Raw genomic sequence first — 14,474 nt, 5'->3', positions numbered from 1 at the left:
GAATTTATAGCAGTGTAAAGATAAGATATGTCTGTATTGTTTTAAAATGTTCCTAGAATGGTTTTAAGCCAATAGGAATAATGATATTTATGATAAATTTTATTTGGTATTTTTTCATAAGGTGACGAAATAAAGGTTTCCGGAATATCTATTGCGTCAAAATCTTCAATAATAAATATATTATTAGGATTATAGAAATCGTAATTTTTAATATCAGAATTGGAAGTGATCAATTTTTTTTCAAGAAAAATACTTTCAAATACTCTAAAAGTAAGTCCGTCTTGAATGTTAAATTTATGAATATCTACAATGATACTATGTTGATTAATATATTCTAATACTTGATCATTATTTTTCCGTTCCTGAATAAAATCGATAATGTCATTAGCGGGTTGCTTTTTATTAGAATGTACTAAAAATTTATAATCGTAATTTTTGTTTTTTAAATAGGAAGCTACTTTCAGTAAGCTGTTAAATCTATAATCTTTTGATATAATAGTGAAAAAAGAAGGCTTTGTAATGTTCTTTTTTTTATCGGTTTTCTTTATGTAAATGAAGTTAGGAATGAAATTTAAGTCGTAATTTTTAACGTCTATCTTTTCATAAGAATACACTTTGTCAAAAAAATGAATAACATCTTTTTTTCGAGAGATATTATTAATAGAATCGTGGTAATATGCTAATAGAATAGTGCTATTTTTTCTTAAAACTTTTAATTGACTATCAAAAAATAAATCAGGTCTAACAATTAGCGTAAGATCATATTTTTTATTAGCAATTTCCTGAATTATAGGGTTGTATTTGTAAAAGTTTTTAAGTTTTAATTTTTTGACCTTTTTGTAATAAAAAGATTTCAATCTTTGATTCAAATTAACATAGGGGACGTTTTTGTAATCTGCTAAATTATAAAAATCAACGTCGGTATATTGCATTTTTAATTCGTCTAAAATACAATCGTAATAACCACTTAAGTCAAAAGTTATGAATAGAATTTTTTTAGATTTTTTTTTAGTCATAATTAATGTTTAAGTTCATGCTTAGCGAGTTCATCAAACATCTTTTTAGCTATAACCGATTTTGTAAAATGATCTAAAAGGTATTGGTAGCCATTGCGGGTAAATTTTTCTTGAAGCTCTTCATCGCTCATCAACAAGTTTACCTTTTTAGCAAAATCTGAAGCATTTCCAACTTCTGCTAAAAGTCCGGTTTCTCCATTAACCACAACTTCAGAAATACCACCAGCATCAGCAGCGACAATAGGAACTTTACAAGCGTAAGATTCTAAGAGTACACCACCTGTGGGTTCGTTATTAGAGGTAAAAAGAAATAAATCTAATTCGGGTAAGAGTTCAGGAACATCACGTCTAAAACCGGTAAAGATAATGTGTTCTGTAAGGCCTTTTTCTTCCACATAATTGCGAATGTCTTGTTCCATACTGCCCTTACCAACAAGAATATATTTGGCTTTAAACTTATTTTCTTTTACTAAAATAGCAACCGTATCTACCCAAGTATAATGGTCTTTAAAGCCTGTAAATTCAGCAATATTTCCTATTAATTTATAGTCTTCAGGAATATTAAATTCCTTATGCAGTAGACCTGTAGCTTCTTGTTTCTTAAATTTATTAATATCCGTAACACTGCCTATAACGGTAAATCTACTGTGGTCTTTTACGGCAAATTTTAAAGATTCTACAACAGGTTGCGATACACATATAATTTTTTTAATGCCTTTGTAGTTGTATTTCCACTTTCTAAAAAAGTTAGTGTCTACACGTTTTATAAGCGTTCTGCAAAGCACTAACGGTACTTTCATCCGATAAATAAAATGCGATAAAACCGCTAAAGTGTGGGCTTTACTACTATGAATAAAAACAACACTGGCTTTCTTTTCTTTGGCTAGTTTTTTAAACGCTTTGGCGTAAGATAAACTGTATTCCGATTTGTATTCAAACGGAATAACTTGCATGCCTTTATCCGTGGCAATACGGTATAATTCAGAATCTATAGGACATACAATCCACTGGTCTTCAACATAACCCTCTGCTTTAAAAGCTTCGTATAAATAAATGATTTTTTGCTCGTGTCCGCGCCAACCATTTGAGGCTGTGAATTGTATTAGTCGCATGTAAAAGGTAATTTGATTGTGATTGTTTAGATTGATGTAAATGTAAGGCTTAAAACCTTATTTAATTTTATAGAGACCAATGGCTTTTTTTAATTTCTTACTCATTAAAACGTAGTTTACATAAAGTTTGTTTTTTAAACTTAATGATCGCCAAGCCTTATGCGGAATAATGTGTTTAGATACTTTTTCGTCTATAGTGTCAGAAACTATAAAGTCTGTTTTTATAGTATCCCAAGACACCTTATCATAGCCGTCAAACTCATTAACTTTATTTTTTTCATGAATGATAGACATCCATAAGCGTTGATTGGCAATTTCAATGCGTCGCGATTCTTTTTTCCACATATTGTGGTCGCTAAACCAAACCGTTTTAGGCGTCTCATTTTTTTCAATAAGACTGATAAAAGGATTAAAGATATGTTCCTTTTTTCCTAACATAATTTCTGGTGACACTTGTAAAGAATAGCCTTTTAGAATATCAATGGCCATAAAATCTTGCGACTTAAACTGCTTTTGTATTGTAGCGATGTAGTCTTTATGGATACAGTCGTCATTATCTATACGCGAGGTTATAATATGCGAACTGTCTTTACTATCTTCAGAAATATAAGATTTTATAGCAGGGTGAAAAGCCTCCATACCGTCAATATAGAAAGCCTTAAAATGCGGGTAAGGCTTTAAAAGCGCTTCTAATTCCGTTTTAAAATCAGCATCTGTAGTGGCATCAAAATATAACAACCACTGAAAATTTGTGTTTGTTTGACTAGCGACAGAAGGCAAGCAGAAATTGCTAAAAAGCTGTATTCTGTGCGTCATCCAGTCTCTAGTTAGTAAAGATTCGTTGTTCTTAGTAACGTCCCAATTTTTATTCTTGAGATTAAAACGCGTTATGAGGTAATGTTTAAACATTGATCGGTATTAGTTGTTGACAAATTTACAGAAATAAATGGAAGTCTTTTGTCAATTATTGTCCGTCGTTTTAACCTTTTGTCCAAAGAATTAAATACCTACTTTTGCAGTCTAATATTACTATTTGTAGATATGTCTGTAACCGTGGAAATCCATAACAATTCATCATTAACTAAAGAACAGTTAATGCACACCATTAATAACTTTGATCAGCAAGGTGAAATGATTGGTAATGGCTACCGAAATGTTATAAAAATAGTAACGATTAATGGGGAACGCTATAACATTAAGGAGTTTAAAGTCCCAAACTTGGTGAATAAAATAGTGTACCGTTTTTTTAGAAAAAGTAAAGCAGAGCGGTCATTTTTATATGCCCAACGTTTACTGAATTCCGGAGTTTTAACGCCAACACCAGAAGCTTTTGTAGAATTTAAATCGGCATTTACCTTTGGAAGTAGCTACTATATTAGTAAACAATTGGCCTACGATTTTACCATTAGGAAATTAATTGACGAGCCGGAATGCGAGGATTATGATAACATTTTAAGGCAGTTTACACAATTTACCTACCATTTACATGAGAGTGGAATTCACTTTTTAGATCATTCTCCAGGTAACACCTTGATTACAAAATCAGGGGAGGGCTACAAATTCTATTTGGTGGATCTTAACCGTATGGATTTTAAAACCTTGAGTTACGATGAGCGTTTGGCTAATTTTGCCCGTTTGTCTCCTAAAGACTATATGCTAGACATTATCAGTGATGAATATGCGAAGCTTATTGGAAAACCACATGCGGAAGTGAAAGAAAGAATGTATTTCTTTTCACAAAAGTTTTCATCGAGTTTTAAGAAGAAAGAAGCTTTTAAGAAAAAATATTTTTTCTGGAGAAAGAAAAAACGCTAAGCCTTTTTTTGCAGTTCTCTCAGTTTAGCATACTTTAAAAAACGGATATTGGCGGTTTGTACAGAAATATAAAAGCCATTAAAACCGTCTAAAAAGCCCAATTTTAGAATATAAGATTGAAAAAAGGCCCAAGTAGGGTTGACGATAATTTTGAATAACGAGGCCTTTTTACCTTTTTTAAAATAAGCCTCAGCAGCAATAGTGGTAAATTTTTCAATTTGCTGGTTATGCTCAGAATACGTTTGATAATTGGTGTGCAGAATATCTCCTTTTAAAAATCCGGTTTTCTTTGTTTCGTCGAGTAAACGAATTCTATCGTGCGGATTCGTCCCGGTCCATTTTGACTTTCTTCTGTCAAATATGCGTAATTTTTTATCGGGATACCAGGTGGTGTGTTTAATCCATTGTTCGCCTAATTTGTTTAATCGATTGGCGTAATAACCTTCATAAACCCAGTTAGATTTCAGTGCTAAAATTGATTTTTGAAGAGGTTCAGATAAAGCTTCATCACCATCTAAAGCTACTATGTGATCATATTTAGCTTGAGCCAATGCAAAATTTTTCTGCTCAATATAACCAAGGAATTCTTGCTCTATAAAATGCACGTTGAATTTCTGACAAATGGCTTTAGTGTTATCGGTTGAAAACGAATCTACAACCACAATTTCATCCACAACTTTGCTCAAGGAGCTTAAACATTTTTCAATGTTCTTTTCCTCATTAAAAGTTATTATTACTCCCGATAGTTTAAGCATAGTAGTGATTTTACAACTGTAAAAATAGTATTTTTGTGCTATGCAATCTAATCCAAAAGCCTCGGTAATCATTAGTACCTACAACAAACCCTTATGGTTGGGTTGGGTACTGCATAGTTACACGCTTCAAACCGAGCAAAATTTTGAGATTATTATTGCCGATGATGGATCTGATGCACGTACCAAAGCCGTTATAGAGCAGTTTGCTTCAACCTCAAACCTTAAAATTAGTCACGTTTGGCAAGAAGATCAAGGCTTTCAGAAAACAAGGATTCTGAATAAAGCGATCGTTGCTTCAAATTCAGAATATCTCATTTTTACAGATGGCGATTGTTTAGCGCGAAAAGATTTTGTGGAAACCCATTTACGCTTAAGGCAGAAGCATTGTGCCCTTTCTGGCGGTTATTTTAAAATGGCAGATTCTATTACAAGTCATATTAATACCACTGTGATTTCCGAACAGAAATGTTTTGAAAAAGATTGGCTCATCGAAATGGGGCAACCTTCAAGTTTTAAGTTGAATAAATTAACGAGATCTAAAACAAAATCTCAAATTTTAAATTGGATTACGCCGACTAAAGCAACGTTTGATGGTATGAATGTCTCGTGCTATAAAATGGCCATCGTAGACGTTAATGGTTTTGATGAACGGATGCAATATGGCGGCTTAGATCGGGAAGTGGGCGAGCGCATGATGAATAACGGGATTAAATTTATACAAGTCCGTTACAGTACTATTTGCGTACATTTGCATCACGAAAGACCTTATAAAACGGATAAAGCAAGAGCTTTAAATGAAGCTATAAGGACAGAAACAAAACGTAAAAAAAAGAAATGGTCGCCTTACGGGATTAAACAATAAAAGCATGCAAAATCCAGAAATTTCAATTATCATAAGTACCTATAATTCCGAAGCATGGCTAGAAAAAGTGATGTGGAGTTATGAAGCGCAAACCTTCAAGAATTTTGAAATGGTGATTGCAGATGATGGCTCTAAACAGCCTACTTTCGATTTAATTGAAAAAATGAAAAGTTTAGTGAGTTATCCTATTCATCATGTATGGCATGAGGATAATGGTTTTCAGAAATCTCAAATTCTGAATAAAGCAATATTAGCTTGTAACGCTGATTATATCTTAATGAGTGATGGTGATTGTATGGCTAGAGCAGATTATGTTGCCGTGCATATGGCAAAACGCGAAAAGGGCTATTTTTTATCAGGAGGTTATTTTATGCTACCTATGGCTATTTCAGAAAGCATCACTAAAGCTGATATTTTAAGTCAGGATTGTTTTCAATTGGCTTGGTTAAAATCTAAGGGATTAAAGGCCTCTTTTAAAAATAATAAACTCACGGCTTCTGGTTTAAAGGAACAAATTTTAAATGCAGTAACACCTACAAATGCCAGTTGGAATGGGCATAATGCCTCAGGTTGGAAAGCAGATATCTTAGCGATTAATGGTTTTGATGAACGTATGCAATATGGCGGACAAGACCGCGAATTAGGAGAGCGTTTGTTTAATTATGGCATTAAGTCTAAGCAAATTAGGTATAGTGCGGTTTGCTTACATCTAGATCATCCTAGAGGTTATAAAACACAAGATTCTATCGATAAAAATTTAGCCATAAGAGCCACGACAAAAAGTGAAAACCTAAAGTGGACGGACTACGGGATTAAAAAAGCCTAATCATAGCGTTTTAAAAATGTTTTTAACGCCGCTTCAAAATAAGCAGGTTTAAATTCTAAATACAACTCAGCCGCTTTAGATTTTAAGACTTTAGGGTGTTTAATTTCTGAATACGGAGCTTCGTTATAGTCTTTAAGGTGTACGGAAACATGGTTTTTTCCGTCGTCAAACATATTCCAAGCTTCTTTTTTTATCCATGGAGAAAAGATGGTGAAGGTGGGGATATTTAAAGCTTTTGCCATATTAATAGCGCCTCCTTCATTGCCAATTAAGGCATCGCAATGAGCCGTAATAGCGAGGAAATCTCTTAAGCTTTTTCCAAAGACCTTAAAATAAATGCGTTTTTTAGTTTCTGCGGAGCATAAGTCTAAAATAGCTTTGGCCTCTGCCTCTTGTTTGGGGATGTAGTTAAATAAAATTTGACTCTCCGGCTGTTCTACAACAAGATGATCAATCACTTTTGCCATATACTCAAAAGGGTAGGTTTTAGTTGGTCCGCTGCCTAAAACACCAATCATATATAAAGGCTTATCTAAAGTAATCTGATGCGTTTCTAAAAATTGTTTCGCTTTAAGTTTCTCTTCCTCGGTAAGATAGATTTTAGGTTTTACAATTTTTAGCGGATCATTGTCTAATGGTTTTAAAAGCTGTAAACGGTTTTCAATGGCTAATCCGGCATTTGTAGCGGCCTGATCTTTATTCTTAAAAGTATGGGTGTAGATAAAAGATTTTTTTCCTTTATCGATAGAGATTTTAGTTTTAGCCTGAGAGAATAAGGTGATCAGTTTACTCGATAATTTAATATAAACATCGATAACCACGTCAAATTGTTCAGTTCTTAAAGCTTTTACAAATTTTAAAAGCTGAATTTTACTTTGTTCGTGCTCTGGCGTAAAAAAATGAAAATGATCAATAAAAGGATTGTTTTCAACCACCGGAAACGTATGTGTATTAATAACATAGTGTAATTCTGATTCCGGGTAGCGTTGTTTTAAGGCTTCAAATAAAATGCTTGTAGCCAACACATCACCAATCATTTTTTGCTGAACAATTAATATTTTCATACGCTAAGTTAAAAAAAATCCAACTGCAAATCTCATAAGATGACGTTGCAGTTGGATTAGAATTCGTTTTTAATAGGAAGGGCTTATACCGCTACATCATACTCACGTAACGCATCATTTAAAGAGGTCTTCTTATTCGTACTCTCTTTACGCTTTCCTATAATTAAAGCACATGGAACTTGGTATTCACCAGCCGCAAATTTCTTAGTATAACTACCAGGAATAACTACAGAACGTGCAGGAACAACACCTTTAGTTTCAACAGGCTCATCACCAGTAACATCAATAATTTTGGTACTCATTGTTAATACAACATTAGCCCCTAAAACAGCTTCTTTTTCTACACGTACCCCTTCAACAACAATACATCTAGAACCAATAAAGGCACCGTCTTCAATAATTACAGGAGCCGCTTGTAAAGGTTCTAAAACCCCACCAATTCCAACACCACCAGACAAGTGAACATTTTTTCCAATCTGTGCGCAGCTTCCAACAGTGGCCCAAGTATCGACCATCGTTCCTTCATCTACATAAGCACCAATATTCACATAACTTGGCATTAATATGGTACCAGAAGAAATATAAGCACCGTGTCTTGCAACCGCATGAGGGACAACTCTAATTCCTTTTTCAGCATAACCACGTTTTAGTGGAATTTTATCGTGATATTCAAATACACCCACTTCAAAAGTTTCCATTTTCTGAATTGGGAAGTATAAAACCACGGCTTTTTTTACCCATTCATTAACTTGCCATCCATCTGCAGTTGGTTCTGCAACACGTAAGGTTCCGGCGTCAATAAGGTCTATTACATTTCTTATCGCATCTATGGTAGCGTCTTCTGTTAAAAGAGAACGATCATTCCAAGCATTTTCAATTATTGTTTGTAGTTCTTTCATCGTATAAAAAGTCTTTAAGGGCTCAAAGATAATTCTATCTCGGTTGAAGCTAAAATACTTTATGAAAAAAATATGAAATAATATGTGACCCTTCAAATTAAGTGGGGTCTTAAGAGTAGTTAGTACAGTAATGAGTTTTTTGAGGGGATTACTACATTACCGAATTAGTTATATTGATTGTTTAAAAACGCTTTCTCACCAGAAAGCGTTTTTTATTGAAATCAAATTAATGTTAAGCTGTGTGTTTGCCTTATCTTTGTCTTATGGGACGAATTTTAGCCATCGATTACGGTACAAAACGAACGGGATTAGCCGTTACAGATGAAATGCAAATTATAGCATCTGGACTTACAACAGTAGAGACTAAAGCGCTTTTAGCGTATATTAAAACTTATTTAGCGTCAGAAAATGTTGAAACCATTGTAGTAGGTCTTCCTAAGCAAATGGATAATACAGCTTCTGAAAGTGAAGTGTATATTCAGAAATTTTTAAAGGAATTGGTGAAACTTGCTCCGGAAATGCCTATCGTTAGAGTCGATGAACGTTTTACCTCAAAAATGGCTTTTCAGACCATGATAGATAGTGGTTTAAAGAAAAAGCAACGCAAAAACAAGGCTCTAGTTGATGAAATTAGTGCGACACTAATTCTTCAAAGTTACCTCTCTAGTTTGTAAGAATAGGAGGAAACCCTACCTGAACAAATTAAAGGGTATAGCGCTAAGCTTTAGAGGAACACAAGAAGGGCCTTAGAATTTAGTGTTTTGAATTTTGAAATATTAGCATAGAATTTGGTACTTTTGCACCCGAAAATAAATGAATTATGATTTTACCTATCGTAGCCTACGGCGATGCTGTTTTAAAGAAGAAGGCTAAGGAAATTGACAAAGATTATCCGAAATTAAATGAGCTTATAGACAATATGTACGAAACCATGTATGGAGCGTACGGTGTTGGTTTAGCGGCACCTCAAATAGGTTTGCCTATTCGTTTATTTCTTGTAGATACAAGCCCTTTTGCAGATGATGAAGATCTTTCTGAAGCAGAAAGCGAACAAATGAAGACGTTTAAGAAAACCTTTATCAATGCTCAAATTTTAGAGGAAGAAGGTGATGAATGGGCGTTTAATGAAGGTTGTTTAAGTATTCCAGAAGTAAGAGAAGACGTTTTTAGAAAGCCAAAGATTAAAATTCAATATCAAGATGAAAATTTTGATACCCATGTGGAAGAATATGATGGCTTAATTGCTAGAGTTATTCAGCATGAATACGATCATATTGATGGAATTTTATTTACAGATAAATTATCGTCGTTTAAAAAACGATTGATTAAAGGAAAGCTGACTAACATTTCAAAAGGAAAGATAAAAATAGATTATAGAATGCGTTTTCCTGCGATGAGCAAAAAACGCTAATAACATATATATGAGTTTAGACAAAATTTTATCCATATCAGGGAAACCTGGTTTATACCAAATTGTAGCACAGACAAGAACTGGTGCTGTTGTAGAATCTTTAGTAGATAACAAGCGTATTACTGTGGGAGCACACAGTAATATTAGTATTCTTAGTGAAATCGCTATTTATACTTTAGCTGAAGAAGTGCCTTTAAGAGAGGTGCTTAGAAAAATTAAAGAGAAAGAAAACGGTGAACCAACAAAAATTAGTCATAAAGACGGTAAAGATGCTTTAGAAGAGTTTTTCTTTGAAGTGTTACCTGATTATGATGAAGACCGTGTGTATCCTTCAGATATTAAAAAAGTGATACAGTGGTATAATTTACTTCAAAAAAATGATCTTTTAGGAGATTTAGAAGCGGTAAAAGAAACTGAAGACGTTTCTGAAGAAGAATAAAGATGTCTGATAAAACAGCCCAATTAAAAGCCTTTGAGCGTTTGTTAATTATCATGGACGAGTTGCGTGAGCAATGTCCTTGGGATAAAAAACAGACTATGGAGACCTTACGTCATTTAACGATTGAAGAAGTTTATGAGTTAGGCGATGCCATTCTAGATCAAGATCTTGAAGAGGTTAAAAAGGAATTGGGTGATGTGTTACTTCATATCGTATTTTACTCTAAAATTGCGAGTGAAACAAAAACCTTTAATATCGCAGATGTGTGTCATAGCATCTGCGATAAACTTATAGATCGCCATCCTCATATCTACGGTGATGTTGTTGTTAAAGATGAAGCTGAAGTAAAGCGGAATTGGGAACAACTCAAGTTAAAAGAGGGGAAAACAAGTGTTTTAGAAGGCGTACCAAGAAGTTTGCCAGCCATGGTAAAAGCGAGCCGTATACAAGAAAAAGTAGCAGGTGTTGGTTTTGATTGGGAAACTCCGGAACAAGTTTATGAGAAAGTAGAGGAGGAGCTAGAAGAATTGCGCGTTGAAGTTGAAAAAGGTGACCAAGATGCTATTGAAAGCGAATTTGGTGACGTCATGTTTTCAATGATTAATTACGCACGTTTTCTTAATATCAGTCCTGAAAATGCCCTAGAGCGCACCAACAAAAAGTTTATTAAACGCTTTAAGTATCTAGAAAGCAAAGCGAAATCTTTAAATAAATCGCTAAAAGATATGACGCTATCAGAGATGGACGTCTTTTGGGAAGAGGCAAAATCGCTCTAAAGTTTAGATCTAATTTTTGCTTTAGGCTTTTCGCGTCTATAAATAACAATCCAAAATCTTATATTTTTTTTATCAAATAGGACTTCCTAAACCTTTTTTTATGGGTTTTATGGTTGAGTCTTTCCTTCGTATTTTATGTTCTACCCCCTTTGTAGATCGGAAGGATAAAAAAAATAATTTTTTTTTCAATACGAAACATCCAAAACTAAATATTGTACGTAAATACTTTATATAAAAACCTAATACGTTTTTATACTCTTAGTAGGAGATCTTAATTATTATTTTAAGCGGTTATAATTAAGGTTAATTTAGTTTAGTTAGGGCAAAACCCATCTGTGGAGACAGATGGGTTTTGATATGTTTAGGCTAGAGTCTATTGGAAAAAAATGTAAATGTTAGGACTTAATTTTTAATTATTTTTTTTCTTAAGATTCCTCCATCCGCATTTTTAATTTCAACAATATAATTACCCGCTGTAAGATCTTGAATATTGATCTCCTGATTTAATTTAGACTGGCCTTCCTTTACAATTCGTCCTAAAGTATCTATAATGTTATAGCTAATAGCTTCCGTAACATTTTCATTACTAATAACGGTAATGGTTTTGCTGCTTGGATTAGGAAATACTTTTAATTCCGGTGTTACAGCAATAGTTTCTGTACTTAAGGTTTGACTTTCAGCCATAATGTTATCGATATCCAAGATGGCTTCTATAGGCTCAGATTCCCAAGACGGAACACTACTATGTAAAATTCGCATTTCTTCTACACCTTGACTTCCACTACCAAAAGTAACGGCATAATTAAAAGGGTCTGAAAGCGCTGTGATATTTTCATCGAGTATAGAAAAGGAAATACGTTTCCACCCTTCGTTAGGTAATACAGCAATGGCATTGGTGGTGCTACATTGGTAAATTAGTCCGTAGTCGGTTTGGAAAGATAGCCTTAGAAAAATAACATTGCTCCCTGAATTTCTAACATCCATAGAAATATATTTTACACGGCTAGAGAGATTCCCTTGATAGTAATTTCCTCTCCATTGTGCATTATTTTTTGTCATTAATTCAAGTCCTGATCCAGAACCGGTAGAGGTGACACGTAAAAAATTATCGTCATCGCCTAAAGGGCCACCATCATAAATGTTTTCATTTGGGATGGTGTTAGATTTGGTCCAATTGCGCATTGTATAATCTTCAAAGTCATCAACTTGATTTAATACAACTTGCGATACAAGAATAGTAGGTAAGCATAAAAGTAAAAAAGGTAAAAGTTTTCTCATAATAATAGAGTGTTTAAAGTGATTGTGGATTGATATTGATAGGTGTCGCAAAAGACTAATTTTTCTATTAGGGCTTAGATTGAAATTGGACTTATGCTGTTATTACAAAAAAAATAGGCTTATGAGTCAATTAAACATTGGTCATAAGCCCATAGTTGAAGGGTTATATAAATTATTTAGCTATACATTTCTCGAACCTTGGTTAATTTTGTTTTCCAAGTCTCTAAATCTGCTTTATGCTTAGCGATATTTTTATGTACTTCTTTTACAAGTGGATTATCTGATTTTACATTAGAGAAAAACTGTAAGTTGTTTTCCAATTGATTGATTTCAGATTTAATTTCATCAATTCTTTTTCTGATAAAATTTTGTTCGTTATCTAATAATCTTGTGTCCTCAGGATCTGCTAAATTTTCAAGTTTACTTTCAAACTTAATCATTTCAACTTTAGATTTATCCATCTTCACTTTATCAAAGGCATCATCAATGGCTTTATAGAATTTACCATCAATATAACGTTTGTTTTGTGGCACATACCCAATGGTTTTCCATTCGGCAATTTTGTCTTGTAAGGTTTTTATATCAGCCTTAGGATCCTCAGTAAGTTCTAAGGTTTTTAGCGCTTCTAAAAGTTTTACCTTTTTATCAAAAGCTTCAAATAGGTGTTGGTCTTTAGCTTTACGTTCGGCGTGCATTCTATCAAAGTAATGGTTACATGCTTTTTTAAACTGTTTCCATACTTTATCGCTATCACGTCTTGGCACATGACCAATGGTTTTCCATTCATTCTGAATTTTCTTCATCAATGGCGTCACCTTTGCAAAATCGTCACTGTCTTTATGCGTTTCTGCAATTTCAATTAAATCTTTTTTCTTCTGAAGATTATCGTACTGATCTTTCTTTAAGGCTTTATAAAAGCTGTTTTTTCCTCTGTTAAAAGTTCTAACGGCACTTTTAAATTTAGCCCAAGTACTTTCGTTTACCTTTAGAGGTACTTTTCCGGCTTTAAAGAAGGCATCTCGTAAGGCTTCAATTTCCTTAATGTTATTTTGCCAAGCACTATGAGAGGTACTTTTCTTTTCTGAAATGGCAACAATCTGTGCAATGATTTCTTCTTTACGCTCAAGGTTTTTTTCATGAGCTTTATCCATATCTGCAAAGTAAGCCTGGCGCTTGTCATGAATAGCTTTGGTCGCCTTACTAAAGCGTTCCCAAATTTCTTCACGGTGTTCTTTGCCTACAGGACCCAATTCTTCTTTCCATAGCTTATGTAACGCCTGTAATTCTCTAAATGAACGGTTGGTATTATCGTCTTCAGCTAATTCTTCAGCACGCTCAATGATCTTTAATTTCTGATCATAGTTATGCTTAAAGTCCATGTCTCTTAAATCATTGTTGAGATGTAAGAAATCGTAAAAACGCTCTACATGGTGGTGGTAGCTGTTCCAAGCATTATTGTATTTATCTCTTGGTATTGGACCTGCATTTCTCCATTTTTCTTGAAGATCTTTAAAGGTCTTATAGGTGCTTCCCATATTCTCTTCAACACTAAGTAAACCTTTGATGTCCTCAATGATTTGCAAGCGGTTTTCAAGGTTATGCTGAAGATTTTGCTCGCGTTCTTTATAATAAGCATTGATGTTCTGCTTGTAAGTTTTATAAAGTTCGCTAAATTTCTTTTTGGTATCGTTGGTGTAATAAAAGTCTATTTCGTTACCACCATCTTCAATGAACTCTTCTTTTTTCTCTTCAAGAAGTTCGCTAAACTTTGCATTAAATTCAGCTTTAATTTCATTGATATGCTTGGATATCGTCTGAACTTTATGATTTTCTAGAAGTCGACTTGTTTCAGCAACCAACTCGTCCATAGACATGGCGTGGTAGTCTTTTTCTTCAACCTCATGACGCTCTGCATTAGATTCGTCTTCGGCGTCTTCTGCATTAGAAGCTTCTATTTCGTCTACTAAATCGTCTTTAGGAGCCGCAGCTTCAGACGTGGTATTCGAAGTTTCAGTCTCAGTTACCGTAGCGGTATTTTCTACTGGAGCCTGTGCTTCTGTTTTAGTTTCCGTTGGTGTTGTTGGAGCAGTTTCAATTGATTCTACTTCGTTTTTTCCATCTGCTTCTTGCAGGTTATCATTCTCAGACATGTGTCAATTTATTTAAAAATAAGATGTTAAAGATACTAACTCACAGCCTAATTACAAAGGAAATGCTGTGT

The 14,474-nt window shown here is 33.9% G+C and carries 15 protein-coding genes; 7 read left to right on the top strand and 8 right to left on the bottom strand.

Features of this window, described 5'->3' with window-relative positions; all coding sequences use genetic code 11:
* Positions 1 to 41: 41 nt before the first annotated feature.
* Genes ACFQ13_RS08570 through ACFQ13_RS08560 form a run of 3 tightly spaced genes read right to left on the bottom strand, consistent with a single transcriptional unit; the run spans position 42 to position 3,037 of the window.
* The gene (locus tag ACFQ13_RS08570; protein WP_386116239.1) at positions 42 to 1,016 is read right to left on the bottom strand and encodes a hypothetical protein; all 975 of its coding nucleotides are present in this window, start codon (positions 1,014 to 1,016) and stop codon (positions 42 to 44) included.
* A 2-nt stretch (positions 1,017 to 1,018) separates the two neighbouring features.
* Complete coding sequence (locus ACFQ13_RS08565; RefSeq protein WP_386116236.1) at positions 1,019 to 2,128, bottom strand: glycosyltransferase family 4 protein; 1,110 nt, start codon at positions 2,126 to 2,128, stop codon at positions 1,019 to 1,021.
* 57 nt (positions 2,129 to 2,185) lie between these two features.
* Entirely contained in the window at positions 2,186 to 3,037 is an 852-nt protein-coding gene (locus ACFQ13_RS08560) for a glycosyltransferase (protein ID WP_386116234.1), read from the bottom strand.
* Between the two features lie 78 nt (positions 3,038 to 3,115).
* On the opposite strand from ACFQ13_RS08560, the gene ACFQ13_RS08555 reads away from it, so the two are divergent.
* Positions 3,116 to 3,943 carry a Kdo domain containing protein gene (locus ACFQ13_RS08555; RefSeq protein WP_386116232.1) on the top strand — a complete coding sequence of 276 codons (828 nt, stop codon included), beginning with the start codon at positions 3,116 to 3,118 and terminating at the stop codon, positions 3,941 to 3,943.
* Here ACFQ13_RS08555 and ACFQ13_RS08550 read toward each other — a convergent pair.
* The gene (locus ACFQ13_RS08550; protein WP_386116230.1) at positions 3,940 to 4,698 is read right to left on the bottom strand and encodes a glycosyltransferase family 2 protein; all 759 of its coding nucleotides are present in this window, start codon (positions 4,696 to 4,698) and stop codon (positions 3,940 to 3,942) included. The two genes, ACFQ13_RS08555 and ACFQ13_RS08550, sit on opposite strands and share 4 nt — an antisense overlap.
* Before the next feature lie 40 nt (positions 4,699 to 4,738).
* On the opposite strand from ACFQ13_RS08550, the gene ACFQ13_RS08545 reads away from it, so the two are divergent.
* Positions 4,739 to 5,560, top strand: coding sequence for a glycosyltransferase family 2 protein (locus ACFQ13_RS08545; RefSeq protein ID WP_386116228.1), 822 nt, complete (start codon positions 4,739 to 4,741; stop codon positions 5,558 to 5,560).
* A gap of 4 nt (positions 5,561 to 5,564) precedes the next feature.
* Positions 5,565 to 6,386: a glycosyltransferase family 2 protein gene (locus tag ACFQ13_RS08540; RefSeq protein ID WP_386116226.1), complete on the top strand. Its 822-nt coding sequence runs from the start codon at positions 5,565 to 5,567 to the stop codon at positions 6,384 to 6,386.
* Here ACFQ13_RS08540 and ACFQ13_RS08535 read toward each other — a convergent pair.
* On the bottom strand, positions 6,383 to 7,450 hold the full coding sequence (locus ACFQ13_RS08535; protein ID WP_386116224.1) for a glycosyltransferase family 9 protein: 1,068 nt from the start codon (positions 7,448 to 7,450) through the stop codon (positions 6,383 to 6,385). The genes ACFQ13_RS08540 and ACFQ13_RS08535 overlap by 4 nt on opposite strands.
* Positions 7,451 to 7,533: 83 nt before the next feature.
* Complete coding sequence (locus ACFQ13_RS08530; RefSeq protein ID WP_386116221.1) at positions 7,534 to 8,349, bottom strand: 2,3,4,5-tetrahydropyridine-2,6-dicarboxylate N-succinyltransferase; 816 nt, start codon at positions 8,347 to 8,349, stop codon at positions 7,534 to 7,536.
* Positions 8,350 to 8,612: 263 nt separating this feature from the next.
* On the opposite strand from ACFQ13_RS08530, the gene ruvX reads away from it, so the two are divergent.
* The 4 genes from ruvX (at position 8,613) to mazG (ending at position 10,975) form a co-directional block, all read left to right on the top strand.
* Positions 8,613 to 9,023 carry a Holliday junction resolvase RuvX gene (ruvX, locus tag ACFQ13_RS08525; RefSeq protein WP_386116219.1) on the top strand — a complete coding sequence of 137 codons (411 nt, stop codon included), beginning with the start codon at positions 8,613 to 8,615 and terminating at the stop codon, positions 9,021 to 9,023.
* Between the two features lie 146 nt (positions 9,024 to 9,169).
* The gene (gene def / locus ACFQ13_RS08520; protein ID WP_386116217.1) at positions 9,170 to 9,760 is read left to right on the top strand and encodes a peptide deformylase; all 591 of its coding nucleotides are present in this window, start codon (positions 9,170 to 9,172) and stop codon (positions 9,758 to 9,760) included.
* A gap of 10 nt (positions 9,761 to 9,770) precedes the next feature.
* Positions 9,771 to 10,199, top strand: a complete 429-nt coding sequence (locus ACFQ13_RS08515; RefSeq protein WP_114308900.1) for a DUF5606 family protein — start codon at positions 9,771 to 9,773, stop codon at positions 10,197 to 10,199.
* 2 nt (positions 10,200 to 10,201) lie between these two features.
* Complete coding sequence (gene mazG / locus ACFQ13_RS08510; RefSeq protein WP_386116214.1) at positions 10,202 to 10,975, top strand: nucleoside triphosphate pyrophosphohydrolase; 774 nt, start codon at positions 10,202 to 10,204, stop codon at positions 10,973 to 10,975.
* Positions 10,976 to 11,377: 402 nt separating this feature from the next.
* On the opposite strand, the gene ACFQ13_RS08505 is transcribed toward mazG, so the two are convergent.
* Positions 11,378 to 12,253 (bottom strand): T9SS type A sorting domain-containing protein, encoded by an 876-nt coding sequence (locus ACFQ13_RS08505; protein ID WP_386116212.1) that lies wholly within the window; start codon positions 12,251 to 12,253, stop codon positions 11,378 to 11,380.
* A 176-nt stretch (positions 12,254 to 12,429) separates the two neighbouring features.
* Complete coding sequence (locus ACFQ13_RS08500) at positions 12,430 to 14,403, bottom strand: DUF349 domain-containing protein (RefSeq protein ID WP_386116210.1); 1,974 nt, start codon at positions 14,401 to 14,403, stop codon at positions 12,430 to 12,432.
* Between the last annotated feature and the right edge of the window lie 71 nt (positions 14,404 to 14,474).

Origin of the sequence: Winogradskyella rapida (genome assembly GCF_042675845.1) — a bacterium.
In the GTDB taxonomy this organism is placed as follows: Bacteria; Bacteroidota; Bacteroidia; order Flavobacteriales; family Flavobacteriaceae; genus Winogradskyella; species Winogradskyella rapida.
This window is presented reverse-complemented; position numbering and strand designations above follow the sequence as displayed.

Coding starts and splice junctions, on each gene's coding strand:
- def (WP_386116217.1), top strand. CDS start 9,170: ATGATTTTACCTATCGTAGCCTACGGCGATGCTGTTTTAAAGAAGAAG.
- ruvX (WP_386116219.1), top strand. CDS start 8,613: ATGGGACGAATTTTAGCCATCGATTACGGTACAAAACGAACGGGATTA.
- ACFQ13_RS08560 (WP_386116234.1), bottom strand. CDS start 3,037: ATGTTTAAACATTACCTCATAACGCGTTTTAATCTCAAGAATAAAAAT.
- ACFQ13_RS08515 (WP_114308900.1), top strand. CDS start 9,771: ATGAGTTTAGACAAAATTTTATCCATATCAGGGAAACCTGGTTTATAC.
- ACFQ13_RS08505 (WP_386116212.1), bottom strand. CDS start 12,253: ATGAGAAAACTTTTACCTTTTTTACTTTTATGCTTACCTACTATTCTT.
- ACFQ13_RS08570 (WP_386116239.1), bottom strand. CDS start 1,016: ATGACTAAAAAAAAATCTAAAAAAATTCTATTCATAACTTTTGACTTA.
- ACFQ13_RS08500 (WP_386116210.1), bottom strand. CDS start 14,403: ATGTCTGAGAATGATAACCTGCAAGAAGCAGATGGAAAAAACGAAGTA.
- ACFQ13_RS08540 (WP_386116226.1), top strand. CDS start 5,565: ATGCAAAATCCAGAAATTTCAATTATCATAAGTACCTATAATTCCGAA.
- mazG (WP_386116214.1), top strand. CDS start 10,202: ATGTCTGATAAAACAGCCCAATTAAAAGCCTTTGAGCGTTTGTTAATT.
- ACFQ13_RS08530 (WP_386116221.1), bottom strand. CDS start 8,349: ATGAAAGAACTACAAACAATAATTGAAAATGCTTGGAATGATCGTTCT.
- ACFQ13_RS08550 (WP_386116230.1), bottom strand. CDS start 4,698: ATGCTTAAACTATCGGGAGTAATAATAACTTTTAATGAGGAAAAGAAC.
- ACFQ13_RS08535 (WP_386116224.1), bottom strand. CDS start 7,450: ATGAAAATATTAATTGTTCAGCAAAAAATGATTGGTGATGTGTTGGCT.
- ACFQ13_RS08545 (WP_386116228.1), top strand. CDS start 4,739: ATGCAATCTAATCCAAAAGCCTCGGTAATCATTAGTACCTACAACAAA.
- ACFQ13_RS08565 (WP_386116236.1), bottom strand. CDS start 2,128: ATGCGACTAATACAATTCACAGCCTCAAATGGTTGGCGCGGACACGAG.